Source organism: Micromonospora sp. NPDC126480 (assembly GCF_040302465.1).
Lineage (GTDB): Bacteria > Actinomycetota > Actinomycetes > Mycobacteriales > Micromonosporaceae > Micromonospora.
Genome location: NZ_JBEORU010000010.1, coordinates 132,518 through 148,193 on the forward strand (window position 1 = coordinate 132,518; position 15,676 = coordinate 148,193).

Sequence of the window (15,676 nt, forward strand, 5' to 3'; positions counted from 1 at the left end):
CCGGGCGGGACGGGCGCCGCACCCGGCGGGGCTGGACCGCGCCGGGTCAGCCCTTCACCGCTCCGGTGATGACGCCCTTGGTGAAGTGCCGCTGCACGAACGGGTACACGATCACCGCCGGGACGACCGTCACCACCACCACCGCCATCTTGACCGCGAGCGTGGGCGGGTACGCGGTGACGCCCGGCAGGTTGACCGGCGTGCCGGAGACGTTTGGCGACTGCCCGGCGAGGATGTAGCTCTGCAGCACCCGTTGGATCGGGAACTTGTCGTTGGAGTCGATGTAGAGCACCGCGTTGAAGTACGCGTTCCAGTAGCCCACCGCGTAGAACAGGCCGACCACGGCCACCACGGCCCTGGACAGCGGCAGCACGATGCGGGTGAGGATGCGCAGCTCGCCGGCACCGTCGATGCGGGCGCTGTCGATCAGCTCGCCGGGCACGTTCATGAAGAACGCCCGGATCACCACCAGGTTGAACACGCTGATCGCGCTGGGCAGGATCAGCGACCAGATGCTGTCCTTGAGGCCGAGCCCGGTGACCACCAGGTAGCTGGGCACCAGCCCGGGGAAGATCAGGAAGGTCAGCAGGAAGTAGAAGAGCAGCCCGCGGTGCGCGACCGACCCGGGCCGGGACAGCCCGTACGCGGCGAGGACGGTCAGCAGCAGGCTCACCCCGGTGCCGAGCACCGTGACCACGGTGCTGATCCACACCGCCTGGGTGACGTCGCCGCCGCTGAAGATGGTGAGGTAGGCCGACGGGTCGATCTCCCGGGGCACCAGCACCATGCCGCCGGCCTCGTCGATGGTGGCGCGGGACGCCAGGCTGGTCACCAGCACCGTCCACAGCGGCACGAGCACGGCGGCGACCAGCAGGGCCAGCACCACGCCCTTGCCGAACAGGCCCAGCGGCGAGGGCGGCTCCTCCCATACCGGGCGGTCGGAGCGGCGGCGGCGCCGGGACGGGCCGGGAGCGGGTACGGGTGGCGGCGCGTACGTGGTCATGCTCGGGAATACACCCCCTGCTCACCGAGACGGTGTGCGACGTGGTTGGCGGTCAGGATGAGGATCAGCCCGACCACCGCCTTGAACAGCCCGGCGGCGGCGCCCAGGCCCCACTGCTGGGTGGCGATCGCCTGGTAGTAGACGAACGTGTCGAGCACCTCGGCGGCGTCGCGCCCGACCGCGTCGCGCTGCAGGATGAACTGCTCGAAGCCCACCGACAGCGCGTCGCCGAGCCGCATGATCAGCAGCAGCACGATCACCGGTCGCAGGCCGGGCAGGGTGACGTGCCACAGCCGCCGCCACCGCCCGGCGCCGTCGGCGGCCGCGGCCTCGTACAGGTTCGGGTCGATCGCCGACAGGGCGGCGAGAAAGACGATCGCGCCCCAGCCCAGGTCCTTCCACACCGCCTCGGCGGTGACCAGGACGATGAACGTGTCCGGGTTTGTCATCACGCCCCACGGCTGCAGGCCGGCCTGGCGCAGCTCCTGCGCCAGCAGCCCCGCGCCGCCGAGGGTCTGCACGAAGAACGTCACCACCAGCACCCAGCTGAAGAAGTGCGGCAGGTAGACGACGCTCTGCACGAAGCCGCGCACCCGCCCGGACACGACGCTGTTGAGCAGCAGCGCCAGCATGATCGGCAGCGGGAAGAAGAACACCAGCTGGAACGCGGTGATGCTGAGGGTGTTGCGCACCGCGTCCCAGAACAGGGGGTCGCGGAACAGCGCCTCGAAGTTGCCGACGCCGATCCACTCGCTGCCCAGGAACGCGTCGAGCGGGTCGTCGCCGACGAAGGGGTTGTAGTCCTGGAAGGCGATGACGTTGCCAAGCGTCGGCACGTAGTGGAAGACCAGCAGCAGGGTCGCGGCCGGGGCGGCCATCGCCAGCAGCGGCCAGTCGCGGCGCAGCCGGGCCCGCAGGGTACGCCGGCGGCGCGGGACGGGCCGCGCCGTCGTACGCGGGCGCGGGGCGGGGCGGTCGCCCGCCGGCGCGTCGACCGCGCCGGCGGTGCCGGGAGGAGCGCTCATCGGCCGTTGTCGGCGAGCGCCTTCTCGTGGAAGGCGCGCCCCTCCTCGCCTCCGTTGGCGAGGAACTCCTTGCGGACCTGCTCCAGGTCACCGATGGGGCGGCGACCGCGGAGGATGTCGCGGATCTTGTCTTCGGTGGGCTGGATCAGCTTCGACCAGTTCGCCGGCAGTTCGAGCTTGATCCCGGCGAACAGGTCCTTCTCCATCTGGGCGATGTTCTTCTGGTAGTAGCCGATGTAGTCCTGCACGTAGTTCGGGGTGTCGCCGCTGCGGACCTTGACCGGCACCCGGCCGCCGACGTGGGTGTACTGGGCACCCATCTCCTTGCGGCCCAGCTCGGTGGGGACGGGGCTGCCGTCGGCCGACCGGGTGAAGTGCTGCCCCTCGACGCCGTACTCGCGCAGCTCGAACTCGCGGCTGCCGAACGGCGCGGCGCACCAGTCGAGCACCCGGAGCAGTTCGTCGACCCGCTCGGCGGGCAGGTCCTTCTTGAGGAAGGTGAAGAAGACCGGCTTCTCGCTGCCCCAGATCACCGGCGGCGCGCCGCCGACACCGAAGACCGGCAGCGGCTGCATGTCGAAGCTGGGCAGCTCCTTGACCCGCTCGCTCTGCATGCCCTGCCAGGCGCCGAGACCGTCCTGGTACATCAGGATCTTGCCGGCCTTGAACAGCTGCTTCTCGTCGGCGCCCTTGCTGGCGACGGTGTCCGGGTGGACCAGCCCTTCTGCGAACAGCCGCGCGGTGAACTCCAGCGCGGCGGCGAAGGCCGGGTTCTCGAACTTGTGCTCCAGGCCGCCGTCGGGCTTCTTGCGCCAGGTCTGGTGGCAGCCGTAGAACTGCTGGACCATGTCGAACACGGTGCCGAAGGCCCACACGCCGCGGGCCGGGTCGGTGACCTGCTTGCCGATCTCGTGGAGCTGCTCCGGGCTGGTGGGGGCGGTCAGCCCGGCGGCGGCGAACAGGTCCCGCCGGTGGAACAGGGCGAACGCGAACGGCCCGTCGGTGGGGAACGGCACCGCGTACAGGCGCCCGCCCCAGACCGAGTACTCCCACGCGCCGGTCGGCAGCGAGGCCAGGTACGGGTACTTCGCGGCGGCGTCGCCCTTGAGGCTGTCGGTGAGGTCGGTGAACAGGGCCTTGACCGCGTCGGAGAACCGGGCGACCTTGTCGACCTCCCAGTTGGGCACGCAGAGCAGGTCCGGCACGTCGCGGGCGCCGAGCATCGCGTTGAGCTTGTCGGCGTACGTGTTGCCGTCCTGCAGGCTGGGGTTCACCTCGACGCCGAGCTTCGCGTTGACCGCGGCGAGGTACGAGTTGCGGCCCACCGGCGGCGGGGTCGGCCCCCACCAGGGGCTCATGGTGCGGATCGGCGCTCCACCGCGCCCGGGCTGCTCGGTCACCGCGTCGACGAGCTGCCGCGGATAGCTCAGGTACCCGTCGGGGATCGGCCCCTCCCCGGGAATGTCCGGTTTGAGGACCTCGGCGGGCCGGTACGCGGGCAGCACGGAGCGGATGGCGTCGGCGCCGGTGGCGCTGCCCCGGCTGCCCGCCTCCTTGCTGCACGCGGCGAGGCCGGTTCCGCCCAGGCTCGCGGCGGCGCCCAGCCCGAACAGGCGCAGCACGGTCCGGCGGTCGGTGGCTGCGCCCGGCAGGGACGGCTTCACGGCGCACTCCCTTCGTGGTCGGTACTCGGGTTTGCCGGGCGTCCCGCCTCGGCTAGAGTTAGTTGGGGTTCTAGCCGAACAAACTAATCGACGGTCATGCGTCCCACAAGACAGGCGTACCGACCGGGGCGTCGGTACGCGAAGATGGACGCGCCACACCCGTCGGGATCCCGCACGGTCGGCGCAGGGAGCGAACAGACAGTGATCAGCATCCACACGGAACCGCAGCCGAGCGACCTCGGCGACGTGCGGGTCGCCAACCGGGCCGTGGTCCTGCGCCACGTCCGGCTGCACGCCCCCTGCTCCCGGGCCGACATCGCGGCCCGCACCGGCCTGAACAAGGCCACCGTGTCCAGTCTGGTCACCGAGCTGATCGACCGCCGGCTGCTGCGCGAGACCGGCCTCACCGAGAACCGCGTCGGCCGGCCCGCGACCATGCTCGTCCTCGACGGCGCGCCGTACGCCGCGCTCGGCGCCCAGGTGGCGGCCGACGAGCTGGTCGTGCTCGCCGTGGACCTGGGCGGGAACCGCCTGCTGACCTGGCGGCGGGCCTTCGCCGCCGGCACCTGCTCCCCCACCGACACCATCCATGCGCTCGCCGCGCTGGCCCGGCGGGCGGTCGGGCGGGTCACCGCCCAGGGCCGCGCGGTCCTCGGCCTCACCGTCGCGGTGCCCGGGCTCGTCGACGCCGCCGGCACCGCGCCGCTGGCCACCGCACTCGGCTGGCGCGACGTGCCGGTGGCCGCCGAGCTGCGTGCCGCCCTGCGCGACCCCGGCTTCACCGTCGAGGTGGACACCGACGCCAACCTCGCCGTGCTGGCCGAGCAGCGCCACGGCGGCTACGCCGGCACCGCCGACCTGGTGCACCTCGCCGGGGGTGCCGCGGTCGGCGCCGGCGTGGTCGCCGGCGGTCGCCTGCTGCGGGGCAGCCGCGGGTTCGCCGGCGGGATCGGCCACATCGGTCTGGACGACGCCGGGCCGGCCTGCGAGTGCGGCCGCCATGGGTGCCTGACCGCGCTCACCGGGCTGCCGGCCGTGGTCCGCCGGCTGCTGCCCGACGCCGACGGGCCGGTCACCGACTACCTGCCCGAGCTGGAACGCATCCAGGTAATGGCCCGCGCCGGCGACGCCACCGTCCTGGCCGGGCTCGCCGAGATCGGCCGCGACCTGGGCCGGGGCGTGGCCGTGCTGGCCAACCTGCTCAACCCCGAGGCGGTGGTGCTGGGCGGGCACTTCGCGCCGCTGGCGCCGTGGCTGCTGCCGGCCGCCCGCTCCGAACTGGCCGCCCGCACCCACGCCCCCGGCGCCGGTGGCTGCCGGCTCGACGCGTCCACCCTCGGCCCGACGGCCGCCGCCCTCGGCGGCGCCACCGCCGCCCTGTCGACAGTGGAGTCCGGCCGCCTCCCGGCCGCCTGACCCGCGGTAGCCGCCGGCCACTCCGGACCCACCACGGTGACGGCGGCCGGCCCGGAGCGTCCACCATCGACTGCGCCGGGGCCTTGACCGGAGCCGGGCACGATGCCAACCTCGGATGAGCCGTTCCGTCCGGGCAATCGGAGCGGCCATTCTTCGCACGGTCGTCGAAGCGCTTCGCCAGCGTCCGGGCCGACACCGCGCGCCACCCCACCATGCGACGCCACTCGCGCCACCGCTTGTCGAAGCGCTTCGACTCTCCGTCGGTGGCCGAGCCACGGAAGGCCCACCATGACCGACAGCATCGCCCCGCCCCGGGCCCGTCTCGACGACCTGCTACGCCGGCTCAGCCTGCCGGAGAAGATCGGCCTGCTGCACCAGTGGCAGGCACCCGTTCCCCGGCTCGGCCTGCCCCCGTTCCGCACCGGCACCGAAGCACTGCACGGCGTCGCCTGGCTCGGACGGGCCACCGTCTTCCCCCAGGCCATCGGCCTGGCCAGCACCTGGAACACCGACCTCGTCCGCGCCGTGGGCGCCGCCGTCGGTGCGGAGGTACGCGCCAAGCACCAGGCCGACCCGACCGTGGGCCTGAACGTGTGGGCACCGGTGGTCAACCCGCTGCGCGACCCGCGCTGGGGCCGCAACGAGGAGGGCTGGTCCGAGGACCCCGGGCTGACCGGCCGGCTGGCCACGGCGTACGCCCACGGGCTGCGCGGCGACCACCCGCAACGGCTGCGCACCGCACCGACGCTCAAGCACTTCCTCGGCTACAACAACGAGACCGACCGTGCCACCACCTCCAGCGACCTGCCGCCGAGGGTGCTGCACGAGTACGAACTGCCGGCCTTCCACGCTCCCCTGGCCGCCGGGGCGGCGGTCGCCGTTATGGCCTCGTACAACCGCGTCAACGGGGTGCCGGCGCACCTGTCCCCGCTGATCGCCGACGAGTTGCGCCGCGTCGCACCCGACGTCCTCGTCGTCGGCGACGCCGGGGCGGTCACCAACATCGCCGGCGTGCAGGCCCACCTGCCGGACCAGGTGACCGGCTTCGCCGCCGCCCTGCGCGCCGGCGTCGACAGCTTCACCGAGGACGACGCCGACAGCGGACCCACCGTGGCCCGGCTCACCGAGGCCCTCGACCGCGGGCTGCTCGACGTCGCAGACGTCGACCGGGCGGTCCGCCGCATCCTCGCCGTCCGGCTGCGCCTCGGCGACCTGGACCCGGCCGGAACCGACCCGTTCGCCCGCGCCTCCACCGAGGTCGTCGACTGCGCCGCCCACCGCGAGCTGGCCCGGGAGGCGGCCCGCCAGTCCGTGGTGCTGCTGCGCAACGACGCGCTGCTCCCCCTCGACCCCCGGCTGCGGGTGGCCGTGCTCGGCCCGCTCGCCGACACCGTGCACACCGACTGGTACAGCGGCACCCTGCCGTACGCGGTGACCCTGGGCGCTGCCCTGGCCGGTCGGCTGCCGGCGGTGACCACCCACCCCGGCGTCGACCGGATCGCGCTGCACGCCGACGGCCGGGTGGTGGGCTGCCCCGACACCGCCGACGGCGGCCCGCTGACGCTCGGCGGCGCGGCCGCGTGGTTCGACGTGTTCGACTGGGGCCGCGACACCGTGGCGCTGCGCGCCGTCGGCAACGGCCGGCACGTCGGCGCCACCGACGACGGCACGCTCGTCAACGACCGGCCGGGCCCGGGCGGGTGGGTGGTCCGCGAGACGTTCCGCTTCCACCACCGGCCCGACGGGACCGTCCTGCTGCACCATCTGGCCAGCGGGCGGTACGTCACCGTCGACGGCGACGGGCGGCTACGCGTCGACGGCGACCGGAACGCCACCGCCTTCACCGTCGAACTGGTCGTCGACGGGCCGGCCGAGGCCGCCGCGCTGGCCGCCGACGCGGACGTGGCCGTGGTCGCGCTCGGCAACCATCCGATGGTCAACGGGCGGGAGACCGAGGACCGGGTCGACCTGGCCCTGCCGCGCGGGCAGGAGGAGCTGCTGCGGGCGGTGCGCGCCGCCAACCCGCGTACCGTCCTGGTGGTCACCAGCAGCTACCCGTACGCGGTGGGCTGGGCACACGAGCACCTGCCGGCGGTGCTCTGGTCGGCGCACGGCGGCCAGGAGCACGGCGCCGCACTCGCCGACGTGCTCCTGGGTGACACCGACCCGGCCGGGCGGCTCACCCAGACCTGGTACGCCGACGCCGCCGACCTGCCCGAGCTGCTCGACTACGACATCATCGGCGCCGACGCGACCTACCTGTACCACCGGGGCGACCCGCTCTACCCGTTCGGCCACGGCCTGAGCTACACCCGCTTCAAGTACGCCGACCTGCGGGTGAGCACGGACAGCGCGGCACCCGGCGAGGAGGTCGAGGTGAGCGTCGAGGTCACCAACACCGGCGCCCGCAGCGGCGTCGAGGTCGTGCAGCTCTACACACGGCAACGCCGCAGCCGGGTCAAGCAGCCGCTGCGCCGGCTGCGCGACTTCGCCCGGGTGACCCTGGCCGCGGGGCAGCGGCGCACGGTCACGCTGCGGCTGCGCGTCGACGACCTGGCCTGGTGGGACGAGACCCGCAACCGTCCGGTCGTGGAGGACGCCACCCACACGCTGCTGGTGGGGCGCTCCGCCCGGGACATCCGCCTCCTCGGCGCCCTGCGGGTACAGGGCGGGCCGGCCGCCGCCCCCGCACCGGGAGACCTGGCCGCGGGCGGGCGGCGGTGACGGTCGACCGGGGCCGGCGCCGGCCCGCGCAGCCGACCATCGCCGACGTGGCCCGCCACGCCGGGGTGGCGGTCAGCACCGTCTCGTACGTGCTCAGCGGCAAGCGGGCGATCTCCGCCGGCACCCGGGACCGGGTGCTGGCGAGCATCCGGCTGCTCGGCTACCACCCGCACGCCGGCGCCCGGGCCCTGGCCAGCCGCCGGGCCAACGTGATCGCCCTGGTGCTGCCGCTGCGCTCGGGCATCCAGGTGCCGGTGGTGATGCAGTTCGCGACCGCCGTGGTGACCTCGGCCCGCCGCCACGACCACGACGTGCTGCTGCTGACCTCCGACGAGGGACCGGCCGGCCTGCGGCGCATCGCCGCCGGCGCCCTGGTCGACGGCATCCTGGTGATGGACGTGGAACTCGACGACCCCCGGGTGCCGCTGCTGCGGGAGCTGGACCGGCCCAGCGTCCTGATCGGAGTCCCGGCCGACACCGCCGGGCTGACCTGTGTGGACCTGGACTTCGACCGGGCCGGCGCGGTGTGCGTGCAGCACCTGGCCGGGCTGGGTCACCGGCGGGTCGCGCTGCTCGGCGCGCCGGCCGCCGTGTACCGACGGGGCACCGGCTTCGCGCACCGCACCCGCGCCGGGGTCACCCGCGCCGCGGCCGGTCACGGCGTCGAGGTGGTAAGCGTGCCCTGCGAGGAGGGCGACGCCGACGTGCGGCGCACCGTGGTCGGCCTGCTGGAGCGCCATCCCGGCGTCACCGGCCTGGTGGTGCAGAACGAGTCGGCGGTCGGGCCGGCGCTGGCGGCCCTGGCCGGTCTCGGGCGGCGGGTCCCGGACGACGTGTCGGTGGTGGCGATCTGCCCGGACCAGTTCGCCGTGCAGGCCACTCCGATGCTGACCAGCGTGCCGGTGCCGGCCGAGGAGATCGGCCGCCAGGCGGTGTCGCTGCTGATGCGCAAGCTGACCGGCGAGGCCGTGCCGGCGACCACGCTGCTGGCGCCCCGGTTGACGGTGCGGCACAGCACCGCCGACCCGGCCGGTGCGCCGCGGTGAGGTCCCGGCCACCGGCCGCCGCGCACCGCATCGTCGACACCGCCCCCGCCGCGAGCTGGGAGGACGCGTTCCTGTCCGGCAACGGCGAGTACGGGATCATGGTGCACGGCGACCCGTACGCGGAACGGATCATCTGCAACCACCACCGGTACGTGCTGCCCAACGGCACCCGGCACGCCCGCCCGCCGGAACTGGCCGCCGTGCTGCCCCGGATCCGGGAGCTGATCCTCACCGGCCGGCGGGCGGAGGCCGGGCGGCTGCTCGCCGGGGACGGGACGCTGCGCTGGACGCAGTCGTACCATCCGGGGTTCGCGCTCACCGTCGACGCCGGCGGTCCGCCGGTACGCGACTACCGCCGGTCGACCGACTTCGCCACCGGCGAGGTGACCGTCGCCTGGTCCGGCGGTCGGCGGCGCTCGTTCGTCTCCCGCGCCGACCGGCTCGTGGTGACCGAGCTGGACCTTGGCGCGTGCACCGTCGGCGCCACCGGTGACCTGCCCGGACGGCCCGACGGGGTGCGCTACGAGGTCGCCGCGTACCGCGCGGGCGGCCGGGTCTTCCTGCGGGTACGCGGCCGCTACCCGGACGCCGGTGGCGCGTACGGCTTCGAGGGCCTGACCCTGGTCCACGGCGACGCGGAACCGGCCGGCGACCGGGTCCGGGTGCGCGGGCGGGCGCTGCTGACCACGGTGCTGGACCGGGTCGACACCCCCGCCTGGCGCACCGGGCAGCTCGCCGGGCGGCTGGTCACCGCCGGGGCCGGGTACGCCGCCCTGCTCGACCGGCACCTGTCCCGGCACGCCGGCCCGTACCGGCGGGTGAGCCTGGACCTCGGCGTGCCGGACGCCGACCGGGAGCTGCCGGTCGGCGAGCTGCTCGCCCGGCAGGCCGCCGCGCCGGACCGGCTCGACCCGGCGCTGCTGGAGCGGCTGTTCCACGCCGGACGGTACCTGCTGTTCTCCGCCTCCGGTGTGCTGCCGCCCCGGTTGACCGGGCTGTGGCTGGGCTCCTGGGACGCCGCCTGGGCCGGTGACTTCACCACCGACGCCAACCTCAACCTCCAGTTGGCCGGCGCGAACCTCGGTGCGCTGCCGGAGGTGACCGCCGCGCACGCCCGGCTGGTCGGCGGCCAGGTCGACGACTGGCGGCGCAACGCCCGCGCGATCTACGGGGTGGCCGGCCTGCTGGCACCCAGCCGCACCGACGGCGAGCACGGGCACCTGTTCCACCTGCACCCGCGGTGGCCGTTCGCGGCGTGGCTGCCCGGCGCGCACTGGCTGCTGTTCCCCCTGTACGAGCACCACCTGGTCACCGGCGAGCCGCTCGGTGAGGTGGCGGGCTGGCTGGTCGAGGTGGCGGAGTTCTTCGCCGGCGTCCTCACCGTCGCCGGTGCCGACGGGCGGCTGGTGATCGTGCCGTCGTACTCGCCGGAGACCGGGCCGCTGGACGACGACGGCCGGCCGGTGCCGGCGGCGGTGAACGCCACGATGGACCTCGCCGCCGCGCGGCACGCCCTGACCGTCGCCGCCGAGCTGACCGGCGAGCAGCGGTGGGCGGCCCTGGCGGCGCGGCTGCCGGAGCACCTGGTCGACGGGCGCGGAGCGCTGGCCGAGTGGGCCTGGCCCGGGTACCGCCCCGACGACGACCACCGGCACGTGAGTCACCTCTACCCGGTGTGGCCGCTCGACGAGATCAACCCGGACGACACGCCCGCGCTGGCGGCGGCCGCGCACCGGGCGCTCACGCTGCGCGGCGACGAGGACCGCTCGGCGCACGGCAGCCTGCACCGGGCGCTCGCGGCGGCGCGGCTGCGCGACGGCGCGCTGGTCGCGGCGAACCTGCGCAAGATCGTGGGCGCCGACATGTTCTTCCGGTCGCTGATGAGCGCACACAACCCGGGCCGGGTCACCTACAACGCCGACGCCGCGCACGCGCTGCCCGCCGTGCTCATCGAGGCGCTGGTGCACGCCCGGCGCGACGTGCTGCGGCTGCTGCCGGCGCTCCCGCCGGGACTGGGGCGGGGCGTGCTGCGCGGGGTCCGGCTGCCGGGCCGGCTCACGGTGGTGGAGCTGGCCTGGACCGGCGACCGGGTGGCCGTCCGCCTCGTCGCCGCCGTACGGCGGCGGGTACGGGTGCACGCCCCGCGCGGTACCGTCACCGTCGATCTGGCGCCGGGGGTTCCGACCGTCGTGACGCTGCCGCAGGAGGACCCGCCATGACCGTTGCGCGTCGGCGGTCCGGCCGGCTGAGGCCGCGGCGGGTCAGCCGGCGGCGTCGGGGCGGGTCAGCCGGCGGCGTCGGGGCGGGTCAGCCGGCGGCGTCGCGGTGGCGGCGGACCATGCCGGCGGCCAGTGGCGCGCCGTCGAGGTCCCCGGCGGCGATCCGGCCCGCGACGGTTCGCCGGACGAGCCGGTCGGCGAGGGCCGGCGCGTGCCGGGCCAGCGCCAGCTCGATCCGTCCGCGGGTGGTGGTGGCCACGTCCCGGGGCGCCCGCCGGGCGGTGGCCGCCCTCAGGATCGCCGCGACCACCCCGTGCACCGGTTCCAGCCGGGACACCCCGCTCAGGGACAGGCCGGCCGCGGCGGTGCTGTCGTGGATGGGCGAGGCGACCATGCTCGGGTAGACGACGCTGACCCCGACGTGGGTGCCGACCTCGTGGCGCAGCGCGTCGGCGTACGCGACCAACGCCCGTTTGCTGACCCCGTACGCGGCGGCGAGCGGCAGCGGCAGCAGCGCCATCCGGCTGGCCACGAACACGACCCGGCCCCGGGTGGCCTCCAGGGCGGGCAGCGCGGCGGCGGTGGTCCGCCACGCGGCCAGCAGGTTCACCTCCAGCTGCTGGCGGACGACCTCGTCGGGCGGCAGTTCGGCCGGGGCGGGGCCGCCGACGCCGGCGTTGTTGACAAGCAGGTCCAGCCCGCCGAGCCGGTCGGCCGCGGCGGCGACGGCGGCGGGCACCGCCTGCGGGTCGGTCAGGTCGCAGCCGAGCACGGGCACGTCCACGCCGTCGAGCGGGCGCAGGTCCAGGCCGACGACCCGGGCGCCGGCGCCGGTCAGCGCCGCGCACAGGTGCCCGCCGAAGGTGCCGCGCGCGCCGGTGACAAGCACCCGCCGCCCGGTGAGGTCACGCGTCCACCGGCGGCCCCGCACGACGCCGCTCGCGCGGTTGCCGCCGGTCGCGTCGATGCCGGCCGCGCTCGCCGGGTCGCCGCCGGGCGCGCCCGCCGGGTTTTCGCCGGGCGCGCTCATCGGGCCGCCGCCGTCTCCGCCGGCCGGGTCCGGCCGGACCCCCGGGCGGCCCGCCGGGTGCCCTGGACCAGTTCCCGGCGCAGCTGCGCCAGGTAGCCGTCGAAGTCGACCCGCATGGCGGGCCGCCGCTCGCCCCACCGGTCACGGGCGGCCCGCAGCTCGGCGGCGATGTGGGCCCGCTGGACCGGGAGCGGGGGCAGCGCGTACGCGCCGGAAAGCTGAGCGGCGACAAGCTTGGCCTGCGCCTCGACCAGTGGGAACGCCGCCCCGGTGGACTGCATGAGACCGACGAACGCCAGGCCGGGTGCGTCGGGGTGGAACACGTGCCGGTACAGCGGCAGCGTCTCGGCGCCGTCGCCGAGCAGCGCCGGGTCGAGGAACGGCAGGTCGACCCGGTAGCCGGTGCACCAGACGACCAGGTCGACCTCGTCGGTGCGCCCGTCGGTGAACGTCACCCGGTCGCCGTCGAAGCCGGCGATGCCGGGGCGCGGTTCGATCTCGCCGTGGGTGAGCCGGGACAGCAGCCCGTCGGAGAGGGTGGGGTGGTCCTGCAGGAAGCCGTGCGCCGGGGCGGGCAGCCCGTACCGGCTGGGCTGCCCCACGGTGGCGGTGAGCAGCGCCTGGGTGACGCGCTGGCGCAGCCGCCACGGCAGCCGCCGGGCCAGCGCACCGTTGAGCGTGTCCGACGGGCGGCCGAGCAGGTGCTTGGGCACCACCCACACGCCCCGGCGCAGCGACAGCAGGGTGCGCGCGGCGGCGTACGAGGCGTCGACGGCGATGTCCATGGCGGAGTTGCCGCCGCCGACCACGAGGACCCGCCGGCCGGCGAGTTGCTCGGGCCCGCGGTAGGCGTGGCTGTGCAGTTGCCGTGCCGTGCAGTCACCCGGGTACGCCGGCAGCGGGTTCGGCACCCGGTTGTGCCCGTTGGCGACGACGACCGCGTCGACGCTGACCCGGGTGGGCCCGTCCGGGCCGTCGGCGTGCACCGTCCACCGGCCACCGGGCTCCGGCACGACCCGGTCGACGGTGTGCCGAAGCCGCACCCGCGGGTGCAGCCCGAACCGGTCGGCGTAGTCGGCCAGCCAGTCGGCGATCCGGGTGTGGTCGGGGTAGTCCGGCCAGTGCGCCGGCATGGGATGGTCGGCGAACTCGGTGCGGGTGCGGCTGGTGTTCAGGTGCAGCGTGCGGTACGCGGGCGAGCCGGCCGACCCGTACACCCACAGGCCGCCGACCCGGTCGCCGGCCTCGAACGCCACGGCGGGCACTCCGGCGTCGGCGAGCGCCTTGAGGGTGGCCAGTCCGGCCGCGCCCGCGCCGACGACCGCGACGGTGGGCTGCATGGCCGACTCCTCCGCTTAATCCAACGCTCGTTGGATAATGCCCCGGCACCGGCCGGGCGTCAAGGGCCGGCCGGACCGTAGAGGGCGTCGAGGAACCGGTGCACGAAGGCGCGGAACTCACGCCGCTCCCGCGCGCCCGAGCCGACCCCCGCGGCGAGCGCGGTGACGTGCCCGTGCACCGCCCACACCAGGCTGCGCACGGTCACGTGCGGGGTCGGCTCGGCCAGCGCCCCGGCCGCGGCCGCCACGGTCAACAGGTCAACGACCAGCGCGTACAGCGGCGCCGAGTAACGGGCGTCGAGGTCGGCGTGCCGGTGCGGCTCGAGCCAGCGCCGCAGCCACAGCGCGGTGGTCTCCGGGTGGTCCTCCAGGAAGTCCACGAACACGTCGACCAGGTCGTGCAGGGCACCCAGCGCCTTCTGCGGCCCGGCCGCCAGAGCCTGCCGGGCCCGCTCGGCCGCCTCCTCGAGCACCTGCCGCTCGGCGGTGAACACCCGCGCGAAGCAGGCGTCGTAGAGCTGCGCCTTCGTACCCGCGTGGTGGGCGACCGTGGCGACGTCGACGCCGGCGACGGCGGCGACCTCCCGCAGCCCGACGGCGTCGAAGCCGCGCTGCGCGAACAGCGCGGTCGCCGCGGCGAGCACCCGCTCGCGGGTCGGTGTCGCGTCGGCCCGCCGGGGCCGGCCCGGTCTGCGGCGAGGCATGGTCATGTCCGCCATTCTGCCCCTACAATCCAGCATCCGTTGGATTCAGGTGGGCCGACGCGCCCGGACGGGAGACCCGCGATGACCGCTGCGGCTGGGCAGCGCTCCGACACGGCCGTCGCCCTGCCGCGCGGGCCGCTGGTCGGCTTCGCCACCGGCTCGGTCGGCATGGGCGTCTGGGTGACCGTGCCCGGCCTGCTGCTGCTGTACTTCCTCACCGACGTCCTGGCCGTCACCCCGTGGCTGGCCGGCCTGGCGCTGCTGCTGCCCAAGATCGCCGACGTGCTGCTGCACCCGTGGATCGGGCACCGCTGCGACCTCGAGCAGGCCCGCCGCGGCCACCGCCGCCGACTGCTGCTGCTCGGCTGTGCCCTGCCGGCCGCGTTCGCCGCCCTGTTCGCGGTGCCCGGCGGCCTGACCGGGGCTCCGGCCGCCGCCTGGGTGGCGGTCGCGTTCGTCGCCGGCAACCTGCTGTTCGCCGCCTACCAGGTTCCCTACCTCGCCACGCCCGCGGACCTGCGGATCGGCTACGACGAGCGGACCCGCCTGATGGCGTTCCGGATGGTGGTGCTCACCCTGGGCATCCTGGCCTCCGGGCTGCTGGCGCCACTGCTGGCCGGCGGCGACGACGCCACCCGGGGCGGCTACCAGCGGATGGGACTGCTGCTCGCGGTCGGGATGCTGGTGACCATGCTGGTCGGCGTCGCCGGCATCACCCGGCTGCGCCGGGTCGCCGACGCCGCGGCGGGTAGCCACGCCGGCGGGTGGCGGGCCCTGGCGGTGGCGCTGCGCGACCGGCAGTTCCGCGCCCTGGTCGCCGCCTACCTGGCGATGTCCACCACCACGCACCTGGTACTGGCCGGGGTGCCCTACTACGCCGAGTACGAGCTCGGCCGCCCCGGCCTGACCACGGTCCTGGTGGCGGCGTTCGTCGCGCCGGCGCTGCTGGTGACACCGGCCTGGCTGGCCGTGGCCCGGCGGGTCGGCAAGCAGCGCGCGCTGCTGGCCGCGCAGGGCGCCTTCGCCGGCGGCTCGCTGGTCCTCGCCGTCGGGGCGCCGGCGGGCCTGCCGGTCCTGGTCGCCGCCGTGGCGGTGCTGGGGGTGGCGTTCGCCGGCATGCAGCTGCTGCCGTTCTCGATGGTCCCGGACGTCATCCGCGCCGCCGGCGGTTCGGCCGGGGCGGGCACCTACACCGGGGTGTGGACCGCCACCGAGGCCACCGGCGCGGCGCTGGGCCCGTGGGCGTACTCGTTGTGCCTGGCCGCCGGCGGGTTCGTGGCCTCCACCGCCGGTGTGACCGTGACCCAGTCCGCCGCCGCGCTGGACGCGATCAGGTGGGGCTTCGGGCTGCTGCCGGCCGCCCTGATGCTCGTGGCGCTGCTGGTACAGCGCCGCTACACCCTGGACCGCACCGCCCGCACCACACCCTGACCCCCTTCCCCACCCCACCTCGGGGTTGGGGTGGGTTCCGATCCCCCCTCGACCTGCCTCCCCAGCGAACGTCG

11 protein-coding genes are annotated in these 15,676 nt (G+C 75.3%); 5 read left to right on the forward strand and 6 right to left on the reverse strand.

Translation table 11 applies throughout. The annotated features are described in order from the left end of the window. Nucleotides 1-46: 46 nt before the first annotated feature. The 3 genes from ABTW87_RS12225 to ABTW87_RS12235 are packed head-to-tail and all read right to left on the reverse strand — an operon-like array spanning nt 47 to nt 3,692. Nucleotides 47-1,003: a carbohydrate ABC transporter permease gene (locus tag ABTW87_RS12225; RefSeq protein ID WP_350650865.1), complete on the reverse strand. Its 957-nt coding sequence runs from the start codon at nt 1,001-1,003 to the stop codon at nt 47-49. Beyond that, nucleotides 1,000-2,028, reverse strand: a complete 1,029-nt coding sequence (locus ABTW87_RS12230) for an ABC transporter permease (protein WP_350650866.1) — start codon at nt 2,026-2,028, stop codon at nt 1,000-1,002. Before ABTW87_RS12230 ends, ABTW87_RS12225 begins: the two co-directional genes overlap by 4 nt. Beyond that, a complete protein-coding gene (locus tag ABTW87_RS12235) occupies nt 2,025-3,692 on the reverse strand; it encodes an extracellular solute-binding protein (RefSeq protein WP_350650867.1) in 1,668 nt (555 codons plus the stop codon). Before ABTW87_RS12235 ends, ABTW87_RS12230 begins: the two co-directional genes overlap by 4 nt. A gap of 201 nt (nt 3,693-3,893) precedes the next feature. Between ABTW87_RS12235 and ABTW87_RS12240 the strand changes: the two genes are divergently transcribed. The 4 genes from ABTW87_RS12240 (at nt 3,894) to ABTW87_RS12255 (ending at nt 11,097) form a co-directional block, all read left to right on the forward strand. Continuing rightward, nucleotides 3,894-5,108 (forward strand): ROK family transcriptional regulator, encoded by a 1,215-nt coding sequence (locus tag ABTW87_RS12240; RefSeq protein WP_350650868.1) that lies wholly within the window; start codon nt 3,894-3,896, stop codon nt 5,106-5,108. A 288-nt stretch (nt 5,109-5,396) separates the two neighbouring features. Further along, nucleotides 5,397-7,832, forward strand: coding sequence for a glycoside hydrolase family 3 C-terminal domain-containing protein (locus ABTW87_RS12245; protein WP_350650869.1), 2,436 nt, complete (start codon nt 5,397-5,399; stop codon nt 7,830-7,832). Beyond that, nucleotides 7,829-8,878 (forward strand): LacI family DNA-binding transcriptional regulator, encoded by a 1,050-nt coding sequence (locus tag ABTW87_RS12250; protein WP_350650870.1) that lies wholly within the window; start codon nt 7,829-7,831, stop codon nt 8,876-8,878. Before ABTW87_RS12245 ends, ABTW87_RS12250 begins: the two co-directional genes overlap by 4 nt. Then, nucleotides 8,875-11,097 (forward strand): glycosyl hydrolase family 95 catalytic domain-containing protein, encoded by a 2,223-nt coding sequence (locus ABTW87_RS12255; protein WP_350650871.1) that lies wholly within the window; start codon nt 8,875-8,877, stop codon nt 11,095-11,097. Before ABTW87_RS12250 ends, ABTW87_RS12255 begins: the two co-directional genes overlap by 4 nt. 88 nt (nt 11,098-11,185) lie before the next feature. On the opposite strand, the gene ABTW87_RS12260 is transcribed toward ABTW87_RS12255, so the two are convergent. From ABTW87_RS12260 to ABTW87_RS12270, 3 genes are read right to left on the reverse strand one after another with little or no spacing between them, the layout of a single operon-like run. After that, entirely contained in the window at nt 11,186-12,127 is a 942-nt protein-coding gene (locus ABTW87_RS12260; RefSeq protein ID WP_350650872.1) for an SDR family NAD(P)-dependent oxidoreductase, read from the reverse strand. Next, on the reverse strand, nt 12,124-13,467 hold the full coding sequence (locus ABTW87_RS12265) for a flavin-containing monooxygenase (RefSeq protein WP_350650873.1): 1,344 nt from the start codon (nt 13,465-13,467) through the stop codon (nt 12,124-12,126). Before ABTW87_RS12265 ends, ABTW87_RS12260 begins: the two co-directional genes overlap by 4 nt. 59 nt (nt 13,468-13,526) lie before the next feature. After that, nucleotides 13,527-14,177 carry a TetR/AcrR family transcriptional regulator gene (locus ABTW87_RS12270; protein ID WP_350650874.1) on the reverse strand — a complete coding sequence of 217 codons (651 nt, stop codon included), beginning with the start codon at nt 14,175-14,177 and terminating at the stop codon, nt 13,527-13,529. A gap of 75 nt (nt 14,178-14,252) precedes the next feature. On the opposite strand from ABTW87_RS12270, the gene ABTW87_RS12275 reads away from it, so the two are divergent. Further along, nucleotides 14,253-15,602, forward strand: a complete 1,350-nt coding sequence (locus tag ABTW87_RS12275) for an MFS transporter (protein ID WP_350650875.1) — start codon at nt 14,253-14,255, stop codon at nt 15,600-15,602. Nucleotides 15,603-15,676 lie beyond the last annotated feature (74 nt).

Excerpts from the sequence above, each read along its gene's own strand:
- ABTW87_RS12225 (WP_350650865.1), bottom strand. The coding sequence starts at position 1,003 with ATGACCACGTACGCGCCGCCACCCGTACCCGCTCCCGGCCCGTCCCGG.
- ABTW87_RS12230 (WP_350650866.1), bottom strand. The coding sequence starts at position 2,028 with ATGAGCGCTCCTCCCGGCACCGCCGGCGCGGTCGACGCGCCGGCGGGC.
- ABTW87_RS12245 (WP_350650869.1), top strand. The coding sequence starts at position 5,397 with ATGACCGACAGCATCGCCCCGCCCCGGGCCCGTCTCGACGACCTGCTA.
- ABTW87_RS12260 (WP_350650872.1), bottom strand. The coding sequence starts at position 12,127 with ATGAGCGCGCCCGGCGAAAACCCGGCGGGCGCGCCCGGCGGCGACCCG.
- ABTW87_RS12265 (WP_350650873.1), bottom strand. The coding sequence starts at position 13,467 with ATGCAGCCCACCGTCGCGGTCGTCGGCGCGGGCGCGGCCGGACTGGCC.
- ABTW87_RS12270 (WP_350650874.1), bottom strand. The coding sequence starts at position 14,177 with ATGACCATGCCTCGCCGCAGACCGGGCCGGCCCCGGCGGGCCGACGCG.
- ABTW87_RS12275 (WP_350650875.1), top strand. The coding sequence starts at position 14,253 with ATGACCGCTGCGGCTGGGCAGCGCTCCGACACGGCCGTCGCCCTGCCG.